Origin of the sequence: Georgenia sp. TF02-10 (assembly GCF_022759505.1) — a bacterium.
Taxonomy (GTDB): domain Bacteria; phylum Actinomycetota; class Actinomycetes; order Actinomycetales; family Actinomycetaceae; genus TF02-10.
The window spans coordinates 797,099-810,948 of sequence record NZ_CP094289.1; the positions used below are offsets into that span (position 1 = coordinate 797,099).

Here is a 13,850-nt window from a genome sequence, read left to right on the forward strand (position 1 = left end):
TGCAGATGATGACCGAGGTCCTCCGGGTCGAGGCGCTCGGCTCCCTCGCCGACGAGGTCGGCGCCGGTGTGGCGGCGCAGTTCGCCCGCCGCTACCTCGAGCTGCTCCCCGGGCGGCTGGCCCAGCTCGTCCGGGCCGCCGAGGCCGGCGACGCCTCGCTCGCGCACACGGTCACCCTCACCCTGCTCATCTCCAGCGAGATGGTCGGCGCCGACACCCTCGCCGAGGAGCTGCGCGACCTGCTCGGCCCGCTGCGGGCCGGCGACACCGGCCAGGCGGCGGCCGCCGTCGGCCGGCTCGCCGGCCTCGCCGACCGGACCGCCGCGACCCTGGCCGACCACCTCCCGGGGATGACCGCGGAGTAGGCCGGGGGAGGACCGCGGCGCGGTAGGGCAGGATCGTGGGGCGTGAGCCCACCACCGCCGGCCGGCCCCGCCGGGCCGATGTTCCCGCTGCGCACCGTGGTGCTCGCCGCGTTCGTGCCCGCGTTCCTCTTCGACCTCGGCGTCGGTGCGCTGCTGCCCGTCATCGCGCCGACGGCGGTCGGGTTGGGCGCGTCCCTGGCGGTCGCCGGGGTGGTCGCCGCGCTGATGTCGGTGGGGCAGATCCTGGCCGACCTGCCGGCCGGCGCGCTTGCCGCCCGGGTCGGGGACCGGCGCGCCATGGTGCTCGCCGGCGCGGTGGCCGCGCTGGCGTTCCTCGCGGCCGCCTGGTCCGCCTCGCTGCTGCTCCTCGCGTTGGCCGCCCTCGCCCTCGGTGCGGCGGCCGCCGTCTTCAACCTCGCCCGGCACGCCTACCTCACCGAGATCACCCCGCCGCTGCGCCGGGCCCGGGTCCTGTCGACCCTGGCCGGGGTCCACCGCATCGGCCTGTTCGTCGGCCCGTTCGCCGGGGCGGCGGTCATCGCCGCCGGCGAGCTGGCGCACGTCTACCTCTTCGGGGCCGCGGCCGCCGTCGCCGCGACCGTCGCCGCCGCCGCGGCCGGGCAGGACCCCTCGGCGCCGTCGGGCGGCTCCCGCCAGCAGCGGCGGGCCGCCGCGCGGGCCGCCCAGGCCGACCGGCCGCGGACCGCTCAGGTGCTGACCGAGTTCCGGCCGGTCTTCGCCACGCTCGGGATCGCGGTGCTGCTCGTCGGGACGGTGCGCGGGGCGCGGCAGACGGTCCTGCCGCTGTGGACCGAGCACCTCGGCGTCGACCCGGCGACCACCTCGGTGGTGTTCGGGATCGCCGGGGCGGTGGACATGCTGCTGTTCTACCCGGCCGGGAAGGTGATGGACCGCTACGGCCGGCTGTGGATCGGGGTGCCGTCCATGCTCCTGGTGGCCGCGTCGATGGTCGCACTGCCCCTCACCCACACCGTGGTGGCGGTGTCCGTGGTGGCGGCGCTGATGGGGCTGGGCAACGGGCTGGGCTCGGGCATCCTGATGACCCTGGGCGCCGACGTGGCGCCGGCGCGGGGCCGGGCCCAGTTCCTCGGCATGTGGCGGGTGTTCCAGGACGGCGGCGCCGCGGCCGGCCCGCTCGTGGTCTCCGCCGGGGCGGCGCTGGGCTCGCTCGCCGCCGGCATCTGGGTCATCGGGGCGATCGGCGCGGCGGCAGCGGCCGCACTCGGTCGGTGGGCGCCGCGCTGGTCGGTGCACGCGAACCAGACGACGCGGCGGCGCGCCGGGCTGCTGTAGCGGTGCGAATGCTGCAATGACGGTGCGGAGGCTGCAAGGTCGGTGCGAAGATTGATCGCACTGCCCCGGGAGGTGGCCACGTGGAGACTGTTAGCGGCGAGCCCCAGCCGCGCCCGGCCTTTGGCTTCCTGCCGGAGCCGGCCGCCCGCGCCATGGTCATCCCGGACGACTTCGACGAGATGATGCGCGAGGAGATCCTGGAGATGTTCGGGACCGAGGAGTGAGGCACTTCCTCCTCGACACCCACCTTTTGCTCTGGGCGGCCGCCGGATCGCCGCGTCTGCCGGATTGGACTCGGCAGGTGCTGGCGGACTCCCCGGCCGATGTCTCGTTCAGCGTCGTCTCGCTCTGGGAGATCGTCATCAAGGTGCGCGGCGGAGGGGGCCGCCTCGTGGCGGAGCCGATGCTGCTGCGTGACTACGCCCGCGCAGCCGGGATGGTGGAACTCCCGGTGCGTGGGGAGCACGTCCTTGAGCTGCACCAGTTGAAGCCCCTGCATAAGGACCCCTTCGACACGCTGCTGCTCGCCCAGGCACGGTCCGAGTCTCTGGAGCTGCTGACCGTCGACCGCCAGTTGCTGGCTTACGGGCCACCGGCGACGCCGGCGTGAATTGACGGCCGGCGGTCTCGCGGCGCGGACGCGTTCTCCCGGCGGTCCCGGTCCGGTATCGGGCTCTTCACAGATGAGGGTGTAGCCGTCCGCGACCTGTACGCGGGCGGCGCGGGCAAGACGACGGCGGTCGGCCACGTGCTCGCCACGAAACTGGTCGACGCCGTCATGCCTCCGGTGGGGTCACTGCGATACCACGGACGGCCGACGCCGGGTGGCTACCGGGGGACGCTCTCGCCCCGCAAGAGCAGGACAACCGCAGAGAGCGGCTTCACCTCCCGCGCCCGCCGCTCGAGCCTGTACTCCCAGCCGCAGCTCCATCCGCGGGCTCGGGTGGTCGCCACTGTGGGCGCGTTTTCGCTGGTCCGCTCCGGGTTGAGGGACGGCCGATAACGGCGCGGCGGCTGACGGTGGTTGCAGTCGCAACCGGACGCGGCTGCTGCCTGTCAGCGTCCGGGGCTGGCTGTAGGGAGGCCGGCGTCCGCGGCTGTCGCGGTGAGCTCGTCGTCGTAACTGACGAGCTGGTCGGCGTGGATGCGTAGGGCGGTGGCGAGGTGGATCGCGTCCGCACTCCGCAGGCCCCAGGCTGAGGTCGCTGCACGGTGAAGATCCTCGCGTTTCAGGTCGATGAGACCAACGGCGTCCAGCACGCCGTTGACGGCATCAACAAGAATGCCGCGGCGCCGTTGGGCGGCGCAGTGGAGCTCGGTGTAGAGGAGCCAGGAGGCGACGAGATGGTCGCCATCCTGGAGCGAACGTTCCAGGTCGGCAGCGAGCGCGTCGGAATGAGGTTCATCGACGAGGAGCTTCAGCGCGGCCGACGTGTCCAGGTAGCGGATCACCTATCGCCTCGAAGGTCCTCCAGCACCTCACGGCTGGTCAGGTTGGTCGCACGGGGCAACTCCGTCAGTGGCCGTCGCGTAGAGCGGGCTGGGCTTAGGCTGCCGGCAGCGGCGAGCCGGTCCAGCTCGGTCTCGGGGGGCGGCACGATGACTGCGGCAACCTTTCCGTGGTTGGTCACCACGAACGACTCTCCAGCCGCGACCCGGGCGAGGACGCGACTGCTGTCGTGCCGCAGCTGGCGGTGCGTAATCGTCTCCACACTGCTCGCCTCCAACCGGTGTACGAACCGTAGCATTCGGGAGCTGAGGCAGCAGGGGCGAGTCGCCTGCGCATCGTGAGCCGAGGACCAAGCCCGTCCCCTGCAGTCACCAGGGCCGCCCCACCCCGCCTGGCGGGTCCGGTCCGCTCCGCGGCACCGGGCCCTATCATCAGCGCCGTGCCGTCCGCCGATGCCAGTTCTGACCGTGCCCATGGGCAGCGCCGCGGGGCGGGGTCGGGCCACGGTTCCAGGTCCGGGCACGGTGTCGGGTCCGGCCGTGGGTCTGAATCCGGTCGCCGTCGCCGGTCCGGTAGCGGATCGGGTCGCGGCTCCGAGCGCCGCGCCGGCTCCCGCCGCCGCGGGATCGGCCCGGTAGCGGCGGTCCTCGGCGCCCTCGCGTTCGTCGTCCTCCTGGTCGCCGTCGTCCTCGCGCTGGACGCGCGCACCGCCTACGCCGCCCTCCGCGACGCCCAGCAGGACGTCACCGTCCTGCAGGAGCACGTCCTGGCCGGCGACGGCGAGGCGGCGGCCGCCGCGTCGGCCGACCTGCAGGACGACGCCAGCACCGCCCGGGACGCAATGACCGGCCCGCACTGGGACCTGGCCGCCGCCGTCCCCCGGCTCGGCGCGAACGTCCGGGCCGTGCAGGTGGTCAGCGAGGTGGTGGACGACGTCGCCACCGGCGCGCTGCCACCCCTCCTCGACGCCGTCGCCGTCCTCCACCCCGCCCGCCTGGTCCCGGTGGACGGCCGGATCGACCCGGCGCCGCTGGCCGAGGCCGCCCCGCAGGTCGCCACGGCCGACGACGCCCTGCAGGCCGCCCGGGCGGACCTGGCTGCGGTGGACCCCGCCACCCTGCTGCCCCAGCTCCGCGCGCCGCTCGGCCAGCTCACCGACCAGGTGGCCGACCTCGGCGGCATGACCGGCACGGCCTCCCGCGCGGCCCGGCTCCTGCCGACCATGCTGGGCACCGACGGCCCCCGCGACTACCTCGTCCTGGTGCAGAACAACAGCGAGCCCCGGGCCCTCGGCGGCCTGCCCGGCGCCGTCGTCCTGCTCCGCGCCGACGACGGCCGGATCGAGTTCGTCGAGCAGCGCTCCGCCGCCTCCCTCAACCGGTTCCCCACCCCGGTCGTGGAGCTGACCGACGGCGAGCGCGGTCTCTACGGCACCCAGCTGGGCCGGTACCCGGGCAACGTCACCGCCACCCCGGACTTCCCCCGGGCCGCCCAGATCATCCGGGAGATGTGGCGCCAGCGCACCGGGGCGGAGGTGGACGGCGTGCTGTCCCTCGACCCCGTCGCGCTGCAGGGCCTGCTCGCGGCCACCGGCCCGGTCACCCTGCCCACCGGCGCCCAGCTCACCGGGGACAACGCCGCCCAGGTCCTGCTCAACCAGGTCTACCTCGACGTCGCCGACCCCGCCGCCCAGGACGCCTTCTACGCCGCCGCGGCCCAGGCGGTCTTCGCCCAGGTGCTGGCCGGGGGAGCGGAGCCGGCCGGGCTCCTCACCGCCCTCTCCGACGCCGTCGGCGAAGGACGCCTGCTCGCCTGGTCCGCCGACCCGGCCGAGCAGGAGGTCCTGGCCGGCACCGCGGTCGCCGGCGCGCTGCGCGGCCACGTCGGCGACGCGCCCGTGGTGGGCGTGTACGTGCACGACACCAGCGGCGCGAAGATCGCCTACTACGAGCACCTCGACGCCGAGGTCACCGCCACCGCCTGCCGGCCCGACGGCTCCCAGGAGATCGCCGTGAAGGTCACCCTCGCCTCCGCGGCACCGGCCGACGCCGCGACGCTCCCGCCGTCGCTGACCGGCGGCGGCCGGGTGGTGACCGCCGGCGACACCCGGTCCCAGCTCATGGTCTACGCCCCCACCGGCAGCCGGATCACCGCGGCCAGCATCAGCGACGACGACGCCACCTACCGCCCGCACCAGCACGACGGGCTGGCCGTCGCCGCGCACACCGTGACGCTCGCGCCGGGGGAGCGGGTGACCGCGGAGTACACCCTGATCACGCCCCGCGAGCTGTCCGGGGCGCCCCAGGTCCGGACCACGCCCGGTCCAGCACCCGGACAGTTCAGCGGTTCCACTTCCCCATGTACTCGATGACTGCTAACGTCCAGCCGACGGCCGAAACCGGCCGTCACGACCGCTCATCGGGGGATCCCATGAACCGACGTCTCGCCACAGCCGCCGCCACGGCCGTGCTGGTGCTCTCCCCAGCCGCCGCCTTCGCCTACACCGGAGACCCGTACGACCTCGACGTCCCCGGGCAGGTCGCCGAGGGGCAGCCCTTCCAGGTCGTGCTGGAGGGCCCGGTGGAGAACCCGCAGTTCACCCTGACCGTCGCCTCGGACGCCGTGCCGGACTCCGCGATCGAGATCGCCGGCAGCCAGAGCCTCACCAAGCCGACCGCCGCCGGGGTGTCCACCTTCTCCGTGACCCTGCACGAGGAGGCCGTGTACAGCCTCACCGGCGTCAACGCCGCGGGTGATGTGGTCGAGTCGGCCACGATCACCGTCGGCACGCCCGGCACCGGTGGCGGCGCCCCCGGTGCTGGCGCCGGCGGTGCTGGCGCCGGCGGTGCTGGCGCCGGCCAGGGAGCGGGTGCGGGTGCGGGCCAGGGCACCTCGGCCACCGGGCAGTCCAACCTGCCGCGGACCGGTACCACCAGCGCCCCGCTGGTCGCCGGCGCTGCCGCCCTGCTCGCTGCCGGAGCCGGCACCATGGCCTACGCCCGTCGCCGTCAGGCCCAGCACTGACAGATCGATGACGGCGCCCTCGTGGCGTCGCCCGCAGGCCCCCGCGCGCACATCGGCGCGGGGGCCTTCGCGGCGTCAGCGGAGGACCTCGAGGCGACCGCGGGCAGGCTGGGTGAGCCGGCAGCTGCCGCTCCTCGCGGCCCTCGTCGTCGCCGGGTCGGTGCTGATGGGATGTGCGTCGTCATCTCCGACCGCCGACGGCGGCCCCGGGACTGCAGGAACCCAGGCCTCCGGTCGCACGGCCGGGCCCGGGTCCGGACCGGATCCGACGCCGACTGGTCGTCCCGATGGCGCGGCCCCCGAGCCCACCCCGACGGCTGAGGCCAGCGACACCGTGGCGGCGGAGGAGTATGCCGCAGAGCTCTTCACCCTGACCAACGCCGCCCGCGCGGACGAGGGCCTGCCCGCGCTGCGCGCGTCCGCGTGCGCCGAGGAGGCGGCCCTTGACCGGGCGGCTGCCCTGGTCGGCCGCCCGCTCGAGCATGCGCCGCTCCAGCCCGTGCTGGAGGCGTGCGGCGTCGACCTCGCCGCCGAGAACCTGGTGGACAGCGACGCCGCCGCGGCCGACGTCGTCGAGGCGTGGATGGGCTCACCCGGGCACCGCAACAACATCGTCGACCCGGCGCTGGAGAGCCTGGGAGTCGGGTGCGTGCCGCACGAGGGGGAGCGCCTCTGCGCGCAGATCTTCCTGGCGGGCTGACGCCTGCGGTTGGGGCGGGCCTGGGGTGGTCCTACGCTCCCCGCGCGCCGGCCAGCTCAGGGCTGGCGGACGAAGGATCGACCGCTGCCGAGCGACTGGACGGGTTGGACAGGCGGTCCGCCATGCGCGTGAGAACCTCGGCGGTGATCGCGAGCTGCGCGGGGTCGGTGCCGTCGAGGACCTGCGCCACGATCTCTCGCCTGGCCGCGTGGACGCTCTCCAGGGCACGGACGCCCGCGGGGCTGATGCTGATCAGGGAGGCGCGCGCGTCGGTGGGCACCCGTGCCCGCGAGACCAGCCCGGCCGTCTCCAGGCGCTTGAGGCGCGGGGTGACCGAGGAGATGTCCACGCCGTGGCAGGCGGCGATGTCAGACACGCGCAGGGCGCCGCGGGCGTCGAGGTACTCCAACAGGCTCCAGGAGGCCGGGGGGAGGTCGTAACCAGAGCGCCGGGCGATGTCGTCCACGGTGGCGCGGTCCGCGAGCAGCCGAAGGACGGCCGCCAGGGAGCGCTCGAGATCGTCCAGACCGCACTCGTCCATGCCCTCGTCCATACGGTCACCCTAGACTGCGCCCGTCCTCAGCAACAAGTTGGGGCCAACCAAGTATCTGCGCTAGCGTCGGCGGATCAAGCCCGGGCACCGACGCGTGCGCGGGCGCACCATCCCCTCGCGCAAGGAGCCCTCTGCATGAAGCTGTCCATCGTCGACCTGGGGACCGTCGCCCCCGGCACCACCGAGACCGATGCCCTGGCCGACTCCCTGGAAACCGCCCGGCACGCCGAGGCAGCCGGCTTCCACCGGATCTGGTTCGCGGAGCACCACCTGAGCCGCTCGGGCGCCTCCCACCACCCCGAGCTCCTCATCGCGGCGGCCATCTCGCAGACCACCAGCATCCGGCTCGGCTCCGGCGCCGTGCTGATGAACCACTACAGCCCGCTCAAGGTCGCCGAGGTGTTCAAGCAGCTCGAGGCCATGGCGCCCGGCCGGATCGACCTCGGCATGGGACGCGCCACCGCCGGTCCCGTCATCGACCTGGCCCTGCAGCGCGACCGCCAGAACCCCGTCCAGGCCGACCACCAGCAGCAGGTCCTGGAGACCCTGGCATGGCTGTACGAGGCCTTCCCCGCCGACCACCCCTTCGCCGGTCACCCCCTGATGCCCAGCGTTCCCCAGGTCCCCCAGACCTGGCTCCTCGGCTCCAGCCCGAACGGCTCCAACCTGGCCGCCGGGCTCGGCATCGGCTACACCTTCGCCGGGTTCATCAACCCCCCGGGCGCGGCGCCTGCCCTGCGCCACTACCGCGAGAACTTCCAGCCCCAGGGCTTCGGGCTGGACTCCCCGCGCGCCATCCTCGCGGTCAACGTCACCGTCGGTGACACGAGGGCCGAGGGCGAGCACCTGGCCAGCTCACCCAAGGGCTACTACGCCCGCCTGCGCCGTGAGGGCGGCGGGGCGATGGTCCCCTCGGCCGACGAGGCGGCGCGGGAGATGAGCGAGGCCGAGAAGGCCGAGCCCACCGCCATCGTCGACGGCCGGTGGCCCAGGTTCGTGGCCGGCGGTCCCGACGACGTGCGCGCCACGCTGGAGCAGATGATCGAGGAGAGCGGCGCCGACGAGGTCATGGTGCAGGACCTGATCGCCGACCCGGTCGCCCGGCGCCACTCCCACAACCTGCTGGCGCAGGCCTTCGGGCTCGCCCCGCGAGGATCATCGACACAGGACTGAGCGGAGCGGACGTTCGTTCGCAGGCTGCTCGGCAACCGGCATGGTGGTCGAGCAGCGCCGACGCCTGGGGAGGACGGGGTCAGGCGCTGCGGCGCGCCTCTGCGGAGCCGCCCAGCGGCCGCCCGGGCCAGGTAGACGGCGTGCCCTCCGGTCGGACCGTCTCGGTGCGGGGCGTGGACGACTCCGCCGCGTAGCTGCCGTAGTAGTAGTAGTCCTGCCGTTCCTTGCGCTCGACCTTGTTCAGCACGACGCCGAGCACCCGGGCGTCGACGGCGTCGACGGCCGCGAGCGAGTCCGCCAGCTGGGCCTTGTGAATGCGGTCCGCGCCGACCACGACCAGCGCCCCGTCCGCCAACCGGCTGAGGACGGCAGCGTCGGTGACCGGGAGCAGCGGGGGGCTGTCGAGCAGCACGACGTCGTAGGTGCGGGTCAGTTGCTCGAGCAGGGCGGTCATCGCCCGGGAGCCGAGCAGCTCGCTGGGGTTGGGCGGGACCGGGCCCGAGGGCAGCACGTCGACGCTCGTCTGCCGCCAGGGCTGGATCACGTCCTGGACCTCGGCGCGACCGATGAGCACCGTCGTCAGCCCCGCACCACCCTCCAGGCCCATGTACTCGGCCACCGACGGGCGCCGGAGGTCGGCGTCGACGAGGGCGACCCGGGCCCCGGCATCGGCGAGGGAGACCGCGAGATTGATCGCCGTCGTGGTCTTGCCCTCGCCCGCGATGGAGGAGGTGACGACGATCGAGTTCACCCCGTCGCCGAGGTCGACGAACTGGAGGTTGGTCCGGAGCCGCCGGATGGCCTCGGAGCGGACGCCCAGCGGGTCGTCGTGAACGAACACGGGCTGCGTCTCCGTGCCCTGCTCGTAGCCAATGGTGGCCACGATCGGCCGGTCGGTGACCGCTGCAAGGTCGCGCTCGTCCCGGACCTTGGTGTCGGTAATCTCCCGCAGCAGCGCGACCCCATAACCGAGGAGAAGCCCGAGCACGAGGCCGAGGGCAAGATTGCGCGGCACGTTCGGCGACGACGGCGAGCCGGGTGCCTCGGCGGGCGTCATCACGGTGGCGAGGACCGGTTCGGTGCCGTCCGCCTGCTCGGGCGTGAGCTGGCCGACGGCGGAGGTGAGCTCGGCCGCTACCGCATTCGCGGTGTCCGCAGATGTCTCGGCGCTCGGATCGGTGGCCGTGATCTCGAGGATCACGGTGTCCGGGGGGACCGTGACGGAGACCGCGGACCGCACGTCGTCCACCTCGAGGCCGAGGTCCTGGGCGACGGGTTCGAGCACGAGCGGGGAGGTGGCCACCTCGGCGTAGGAGGCCATCTGCTTCTCAGTGAAGGTGGACCCCTGGCTGATGTCCGTGATCGAGCTGCCGCCCTGGACCGAGAAGAACACGCGGGTTGCTGCGCTGTAGAGCGGAGTGGTGAGCAGCGTCACAGCCGCGGTCACCGCGAGGACGGCGACGGCCACCAGGGCGATGCCGAGCCACCGCTTGCGCAGCACGGCCAGGTAGTCGCTGAGTTCCACGAGTTCCCCCACGGCAGACGGATGAGCATGGCGATTCTCCCACAGGGAACGAGCCGCCGAGCACCACGGCCCGGCAGAAGTTACCTCACTGGCCAGATGCCAACGACCTTCGTGCCGTCATCACGGACGGCTGAAGCGCGGATGGTCCTGTAAGCGGCGCCGCATCTGCCACCATGGACCCATGGCACGGAACCGGCGATCCTACAGCGAGCGGCAGCGCTACTGGAGACGAGTCGAGTACGTAAGTCTCGCGGTCATGGTGCTTGCCACCGCGGTTCTCCTGTTTGCACTGTTCCGCTAGGCCGCCCCGCCGCGATGGAGGAGGGGAGGCATGTGGCCGGCGAGCAGTTCTCATCGGCGTGTCGTACTACGAACGGACCGCTGCACTGGTGGTAGCTATGCCCGAACGTGGCCGACCGCCGCGGCGTAACCACCGGTGCGCAGGTGAAGCGCATCTCGGCACGCCGGCAGCCGCAGGCTTCGTCGAGCGCCCTGCGTCGTATCGGCGCGGCTCACCCGGGACGAGTGGTGGGGCAGGTTGGGTGGTAGCACCAGGGTGAGGGCCCCACACCAAGCGGAGCTGCGAGCCATACTCCCAGCCAGCCAATGGCGCCTCCTTCGCCCGCTCACGGGCAATATGCTCGCCGGAAAAAAGACCAGCGGCCAGCATCGCCAGGTGTGTCGACGTCACTGCGCTAGACGGGCTCTTCACAGATGAGGCTGTAGCGCGGTGAGGACCGGACTGGGCTGACCTCGGCGCGCTGCTGACGGTTGAGCTTGGAGGCGTTGAGGTTCCCGGCGTGGCCGGTGTAGACCGAAGGACAGGCAGGCCTTTTGCCGCACGGTGGCCCAGCCGGAGACGGTGGAAGGTTCCCGGTTCACGAACTCGGCGACGACGCCTATGTCGACGTCCCGGTCGAGCAGCAGCAACGCCTCGGCCGTTGCTTTCATGAGCACGTAGGACGCGTCCGCTTGTAACCCATCGAGGCACTGCACACGTCGGCAGCGAGGTCAACTGTGTCATGGGGCTGATATTACTAGCTATCGGCGGGAGCGCCGGGGCCAACTGTTGATCAGAGTAAACTATTTCATGAGCCCGGGGGAGCGTGCCATTGCCGGGCATCAGCGCAGGCTGCTGGCCGGATCTGTCAGCTCGGTGGTGCTGGCTTCAGGGTCAACCGACCGAGATCGTGCTTTATGGCGGCTATAGCCGCGCAGTTCCATTAATTCCCCGAAAGTCCAGTTGTCATGCCCAGGTGTCCAGGTCATCCTCCCACCGTCGCTCCCGGCTGGCCCCCGAGTCGCCCACCGGTCCGCATCCGGGCAGGTTCGGCCTAGGCCTTCCGACGGCGCCGCAGCCACCACGTCGTGCCGAAGAGGAGGCAATGCCCGATGCCGGACCCGATCGCCGCACCCATCGCACCGAAGGGCGGGATGAGGCCGACGTAGAGGACGGCGGAGGCCACGAGCCCGACCGTCTCAGCGACGGACACCAGGCCGGGGCGCCCCTCGGCGATGAGCCAGCCGTGCTGCAGGCGGGTCATCGCGTAGACGACAGTGCCGGCACCGAGGATGGGGATGAGCTGGAGCGAGGGGTGGTACTCCTCGGGCAGGAGCAGGCTGATCGCGAAATAGGCGAGCACGCCGATAACGGTGGTGAGGCCGACCGCCCCGAGGAAGACCTTCGTGACGAGGCGCCGGTTGTTCCCGGCCGCAGCGCGCTCCCGAAGCCGCCCGAGGGACGCGTCCACCCACTGCTGGATCGGCCAGGCGCCGACCTCCATCACCGTAGCCACGGTGACGTAGATGCCGAGCTCCGCAGCGGACGAGAGGAAGGGCATCATCAGGCGGTCGGAGCGCAGCAGCGCCGTGTTTCCCAGCGAGGCGGGAATCAGCCTGAGCCCTTCGCGCCGGACACGGGCCAGCTGGCTTGCGGCCACGTCCTCCTCGCGCGACCGGCGGCGTGCGCGGACCGTCGTCACCATCGCCGCCGCGCTGCTCAGGGCGTAGGCGCCGAGCCAGGCGGCCGGTGAGCTCACGTCGAAGAGGTAGAGCACGACTCCCAGCCCGAGCAGCCCGCACTGCACCGCGATGGTGTTCATGACGAAGGTTCGTCGGTCACGACTGACGACGTAGGCGATCCGGACTCTGCGCACGGCGGCGTTGGATACGACGTACGTGGCCGTCATCGCGAGCAGGAGTGCCATGAACCAGCTCGAGAGCCACCCCGTGACGACCGCCGCGATGACAAGGAGCGTCGCCCCAACCCACACCGACTTCGTCAGCCGGCCGAGCTCTCGTACGGCGGTCGGGAAAGAGGCCCCGGTCCGTTCCGCCACGTACGGGCGCTCGACGCCCAGGAGCCCGAGCGTGGTCGCGATGTAGGACAGCTGGATAAAGAAGGCCAGGGTGCCGCGCTGGTCCGGCGGCATCACACTCGAGGAGAGGAAGTTGATGGCGAACGCAACGCCCGCGGTGACCACCTGCCCGGCGAGGAGGTCGTAGGCGGGATGGGTGAATCTGCGGCTCACAGGGCGATCCGCGGCAGACCACACCCCGGCAACTGCGAGCTCACGCGCCGACCACCGCCGCGCGGAAGCCCACGTATAGCTTGTCGCGGTCGAAGCGCTCCCGTCCGAGCTCGGCACTGCGCTCGCCGGCCTCACGGAACTGCTCGGGCCGCGCCGCGATGCACTGGACCTGGAACGCCGCCTTGGCCGGGTCGTCGTCGAGTCTCCAGCCCGCGCGGTGCTCGGTCATGAGCTCGGTGAGCCAGCCGTCGTGGTTGAAGAGCACGGGCTTCTGCGCCGCCATCGACTCGAAGACCTTGTTGATCGATGCGGGCTCGAGGCACTTGAGACGCAGCACGCTGGAGATGGTGGCATCCGCTGCCGAGAGGAGGCGAGCGAGGTCCTGGCGCCGGACGCGGCCCGGGAGCAGGGAGTCGACGTCGAGCCCGTGCTCCCTGGCGCGTTGCTGCAGCGCGGGCATCGTGCCGCCACTTCCGTACATCACCACGCGTACGCCGTGGGAGCGTAGTGCAGCCGCGAGGTCCACCACCCAGGTGAGGTTGTAGATGCGGCCGAAGCTCCCGGCGTAGACCAGCACCGTCTCGTCCGGTGCCCAGCCCTGCTCCGCGCGGATCGCCGGCGTCTCCGAGGGGTCGGGGAAGAGAGAGAAGTCGCTCGCGTTCGGGATCACGACGATGGGCACCTTGGCGTTGACGCTCCGCACCCCTGCAGCCATGTCGTCCGAGAGGGCGATGACGGTGTCGGCCCGGTGGTAGGTGAGACGTTCGAGCCCCCGCGCGAGGACCCGGAGCACCGGGTTGGTGAGGACGCCGAGCTCGATCGGGACGGTGGGCCACAGGTCGCGGACCTCGAAGACGAAACGCGCCCTGTTGGCGAACGCCCCGACCATGCCGGGTACCGCCACTGTGAGCGGAGTGCTGCTGGCGAAGACGACATCGGCGGGGGTCCGGACGGCGAGCAGAGTCGCTCGTAGGACGAAGAGCACGAAAGCGAGCATCCGCTTCACCGGACCCATGGCGTTCGCGTACGGGGCGCGGACGTGGACGATACGCACGCCCTCGACATAGGTCGTGCGCGCCTGCTGCGAGCCGGCGATGAGCGTCACCTCGTGCCCGTCGGCGGCCAGCCGCCGCGCGAACTGCCACGGCCGGCTCAGGCCGCCCTCGGCGGGGAGCTGGGAGTAGTGCTGGTGGATGTACGTGATCTTCACGGGCG

14 protein-coding genes are annotated in these 13,850 nt (G+C 72.3%); 8 read left to right on the forward strand and 6 right to left on the reverse strand.

The genetic code is table 11. The annotated features are described in order from the left end of the window. Positions 1-8: 8 nt before the first annotated feature. The 4 genes from MF406_RS03570 (at position 9) to MF406_RS03585 (ending at position 2,289) form a co-directional block, all read left to right on the forward strand. On the forward strand, positions 9-365 hold the full coding sequence (locus MF406_RS03570; RefSeq protein WP_242896634.1) for a hypothetical protein: 357 nt from the start codon (positions 9-11) through the stop codon (positions 363-365). A 42-nt stretch (positions 366-407) separates the two neighbouring features. Further along, positions 408-1,679: an MFS transporter gene (locus MF406_RS03575; protein ID WP_242896635.1), complete on the forward strand. Its 1,272-nt coding sequence runs from the start codon at positions 408-410 to the stop codon at positions 1,677-1,679. A gap of 80 nt (positions 1,680-1,759) precedes the next feature. After that, positions 1,760-1,903 carry a hypothetical protein gene (locus MF406_RS03580; RefSeq protein ID WP_242896636.1) on the forward strand — a complete coding sequence of 48 codons (144 nt, stop codon included), beginning with the start codon at positions 1,760-1,762 and terminating at the stop codon, positions 1,901-1,903. Next, positions 1,900-2,289 (forward strand): type II toxin-antitoxin system VapC family toxin, encoded by a 390-nt coding sequence (locus MF406_RS03585; RefSeq protein WP_242896637.1) that lies wholly within the window; start codon positions 1,900-1,902, stop codon positions 2,287-2,289. The genes MF406_RS03580 and MF406_RS03585 overlap by 4 nt, the downstream gene beginning before the upstream one ends. 446 nt (positions 2,290-2,735) lie before the next feature. On the opposite strand, the gene MF406_RS03590 is transcribed toward MF406_RS03585, so the two are convergent. Together MF406_RS03590 and MF406_RS19000 are read right to left on the reverse strand one after the other, a co-directional pair. Further along, positions 2,736-3,131, reverse strand: a complete 396-nt coding sequence (locus tag MF406_RS03590; RefSeq protein WP_242896638.1) for a type II toxin-antitoxin system VapC family toxin — start codon at positions 3,129-3,131, stop codon at positions 2,736-2,738. After that, on the reverse strand, positions 3,128-3,604 hold the full coding sequence (locus MF406_RS19000) for a type II toxin-antitoxin system Phd/YefM family antitoxin (protein ID WP_371744588.1): 477 nt from the start codon (positions 3,602-3,604) through the stop codon (positions 3,128-3,130). The genes MF406_RS03590 and MF406_RS19000 overlap by 4 nt, the downstream gene beginning before the upstream one ends. Between MF406_RS19000 and MF406_RS03595 the strand changes: the two genes are divergently transcribed. The 3 genes from MF406_RS03595 to MF406_RS03605 all read left to right on the forward strand — a co-directional run bounded on the left by MF406_RS03595 (position 3,569) and on the right by MF406_RS03605 (position 6,853). Further along, positions 3,569-5,500, forward strand: a complete 1,932-nt coding sequence (locus MF406_RS03595) for a DUF4012 domain-containing protein (protein ID WP_242896639.1) — start codon at positions 3,569-3,571, stop codon at positions 5,498-5,500. The two genes, MF406_RS19000 and MF406_RS03595, sit on opposite strands and share 36 nt — an antisense overlap. Positions 5,501-5,559: 59 nt before the next feature. After that, positions 5,560-6,153, forward strand: coding sequence for an LPXTG cell wall anchor domain-containing protein (locus tag MF406_RS03600; protein ID WP_242896640.1), 594 nt, complete (start codon positions 5,560-5,562; stop codon positions 6,151-6,153). 334 nt (positions 6,154-6,487) lie between these two features. Continuing rightward, positions 6,488-6,853, forward strand: a complete 366-nt coding sequence (locus tag MF406_RS03605) for a CAP domain-containing protein (protein ID WP_242896641.1) — start codon at positions 6,488-6,490, stop codon at positions 6,851-6,853. Between the two features lie 31 nt (positions 6,854-6,884). Here the strand turns inward: MF406_RS03605 and MF406_RS03610 are convergent, their stop codons facing one another. After that, positions 6,885-7,406 carry a MarR family winged helix-turn-helix transcriptional regulator gene (locus tag MF406_RS03610; RefSeq protein WP_242896642.1) on the reverse strand — a complete coding sequence of 174 codons (522 nt, stop codon included), beginning with the start codon at positions 7,404-7,406 and terminating at the stop codon, positions 6,885-6,887. Between the two features lie 135 nt (positions 7,407-7,541). Here MF406_RS03610 and MF406_RS03615 point away from each other — a divergent pair, with 135 nt between their 5' ends. Further along, entirely contained in the window at positions 7,542-8,579 is a 1,038-nt protein-coding gene (locus MF406_RS03615; RefSeq protein WP_242896643.1) for an LLM class flavin-dependent oxidoreductase, read from the forward strand. 79 nt (positions 8,580-8,658) lie between these two features. On the opposite strand, the gene MF406_RS03620 is transcribed toward MF406_RS03615, so the two are convergent. The 3 genes from MF406_RS03620 to MF406_RS03630 all read right to left on the reverse strand — a co-directional run bounded on the left by MF406_RS03620 (position 8,659) and on the right by MF406_RS03630 (position 13,845). Then, a complete protein-coding gene (locus tag MF406_RS03620) occupies positions 8,659-10,116 on the reverse strand; it encodes a polysaccharide biosynthesis tyrosine autokinase (RefSeq protein WP_242896644.1) in 1,458 nt (485 codons plus the stop codon). A 1,322-nt stretch (positions 10,117-11,438) separates the two neighbouring features. Further along, positions 11,439-12,635: a lipopolysaccharide biosynthesis protein gene (locus MF406_RS03625; protein ID WP_242896645.1), complete on the reverse strand. Its 1,197-nt coding sequence runs from the start codon at positions 12,633-12,635 to the stop codon at positions 11,439-11,441. A gap of 40 nt (positions 12,636-12,675) precedes the next feature. Continuing rightward, on the reverse strand, positions 12,676-13,845 hold the full coding sequence (locus MF406_RS03630) for a glycosyltransferase family 4 protein (protein ID WP_242896646.1): 1,170 nt from the start codon (positions 13,843-13,845) through the stop codon (positions 12,676-12,678). Positions 13,846-13,850: the final 5 nt, after the last annotated feature.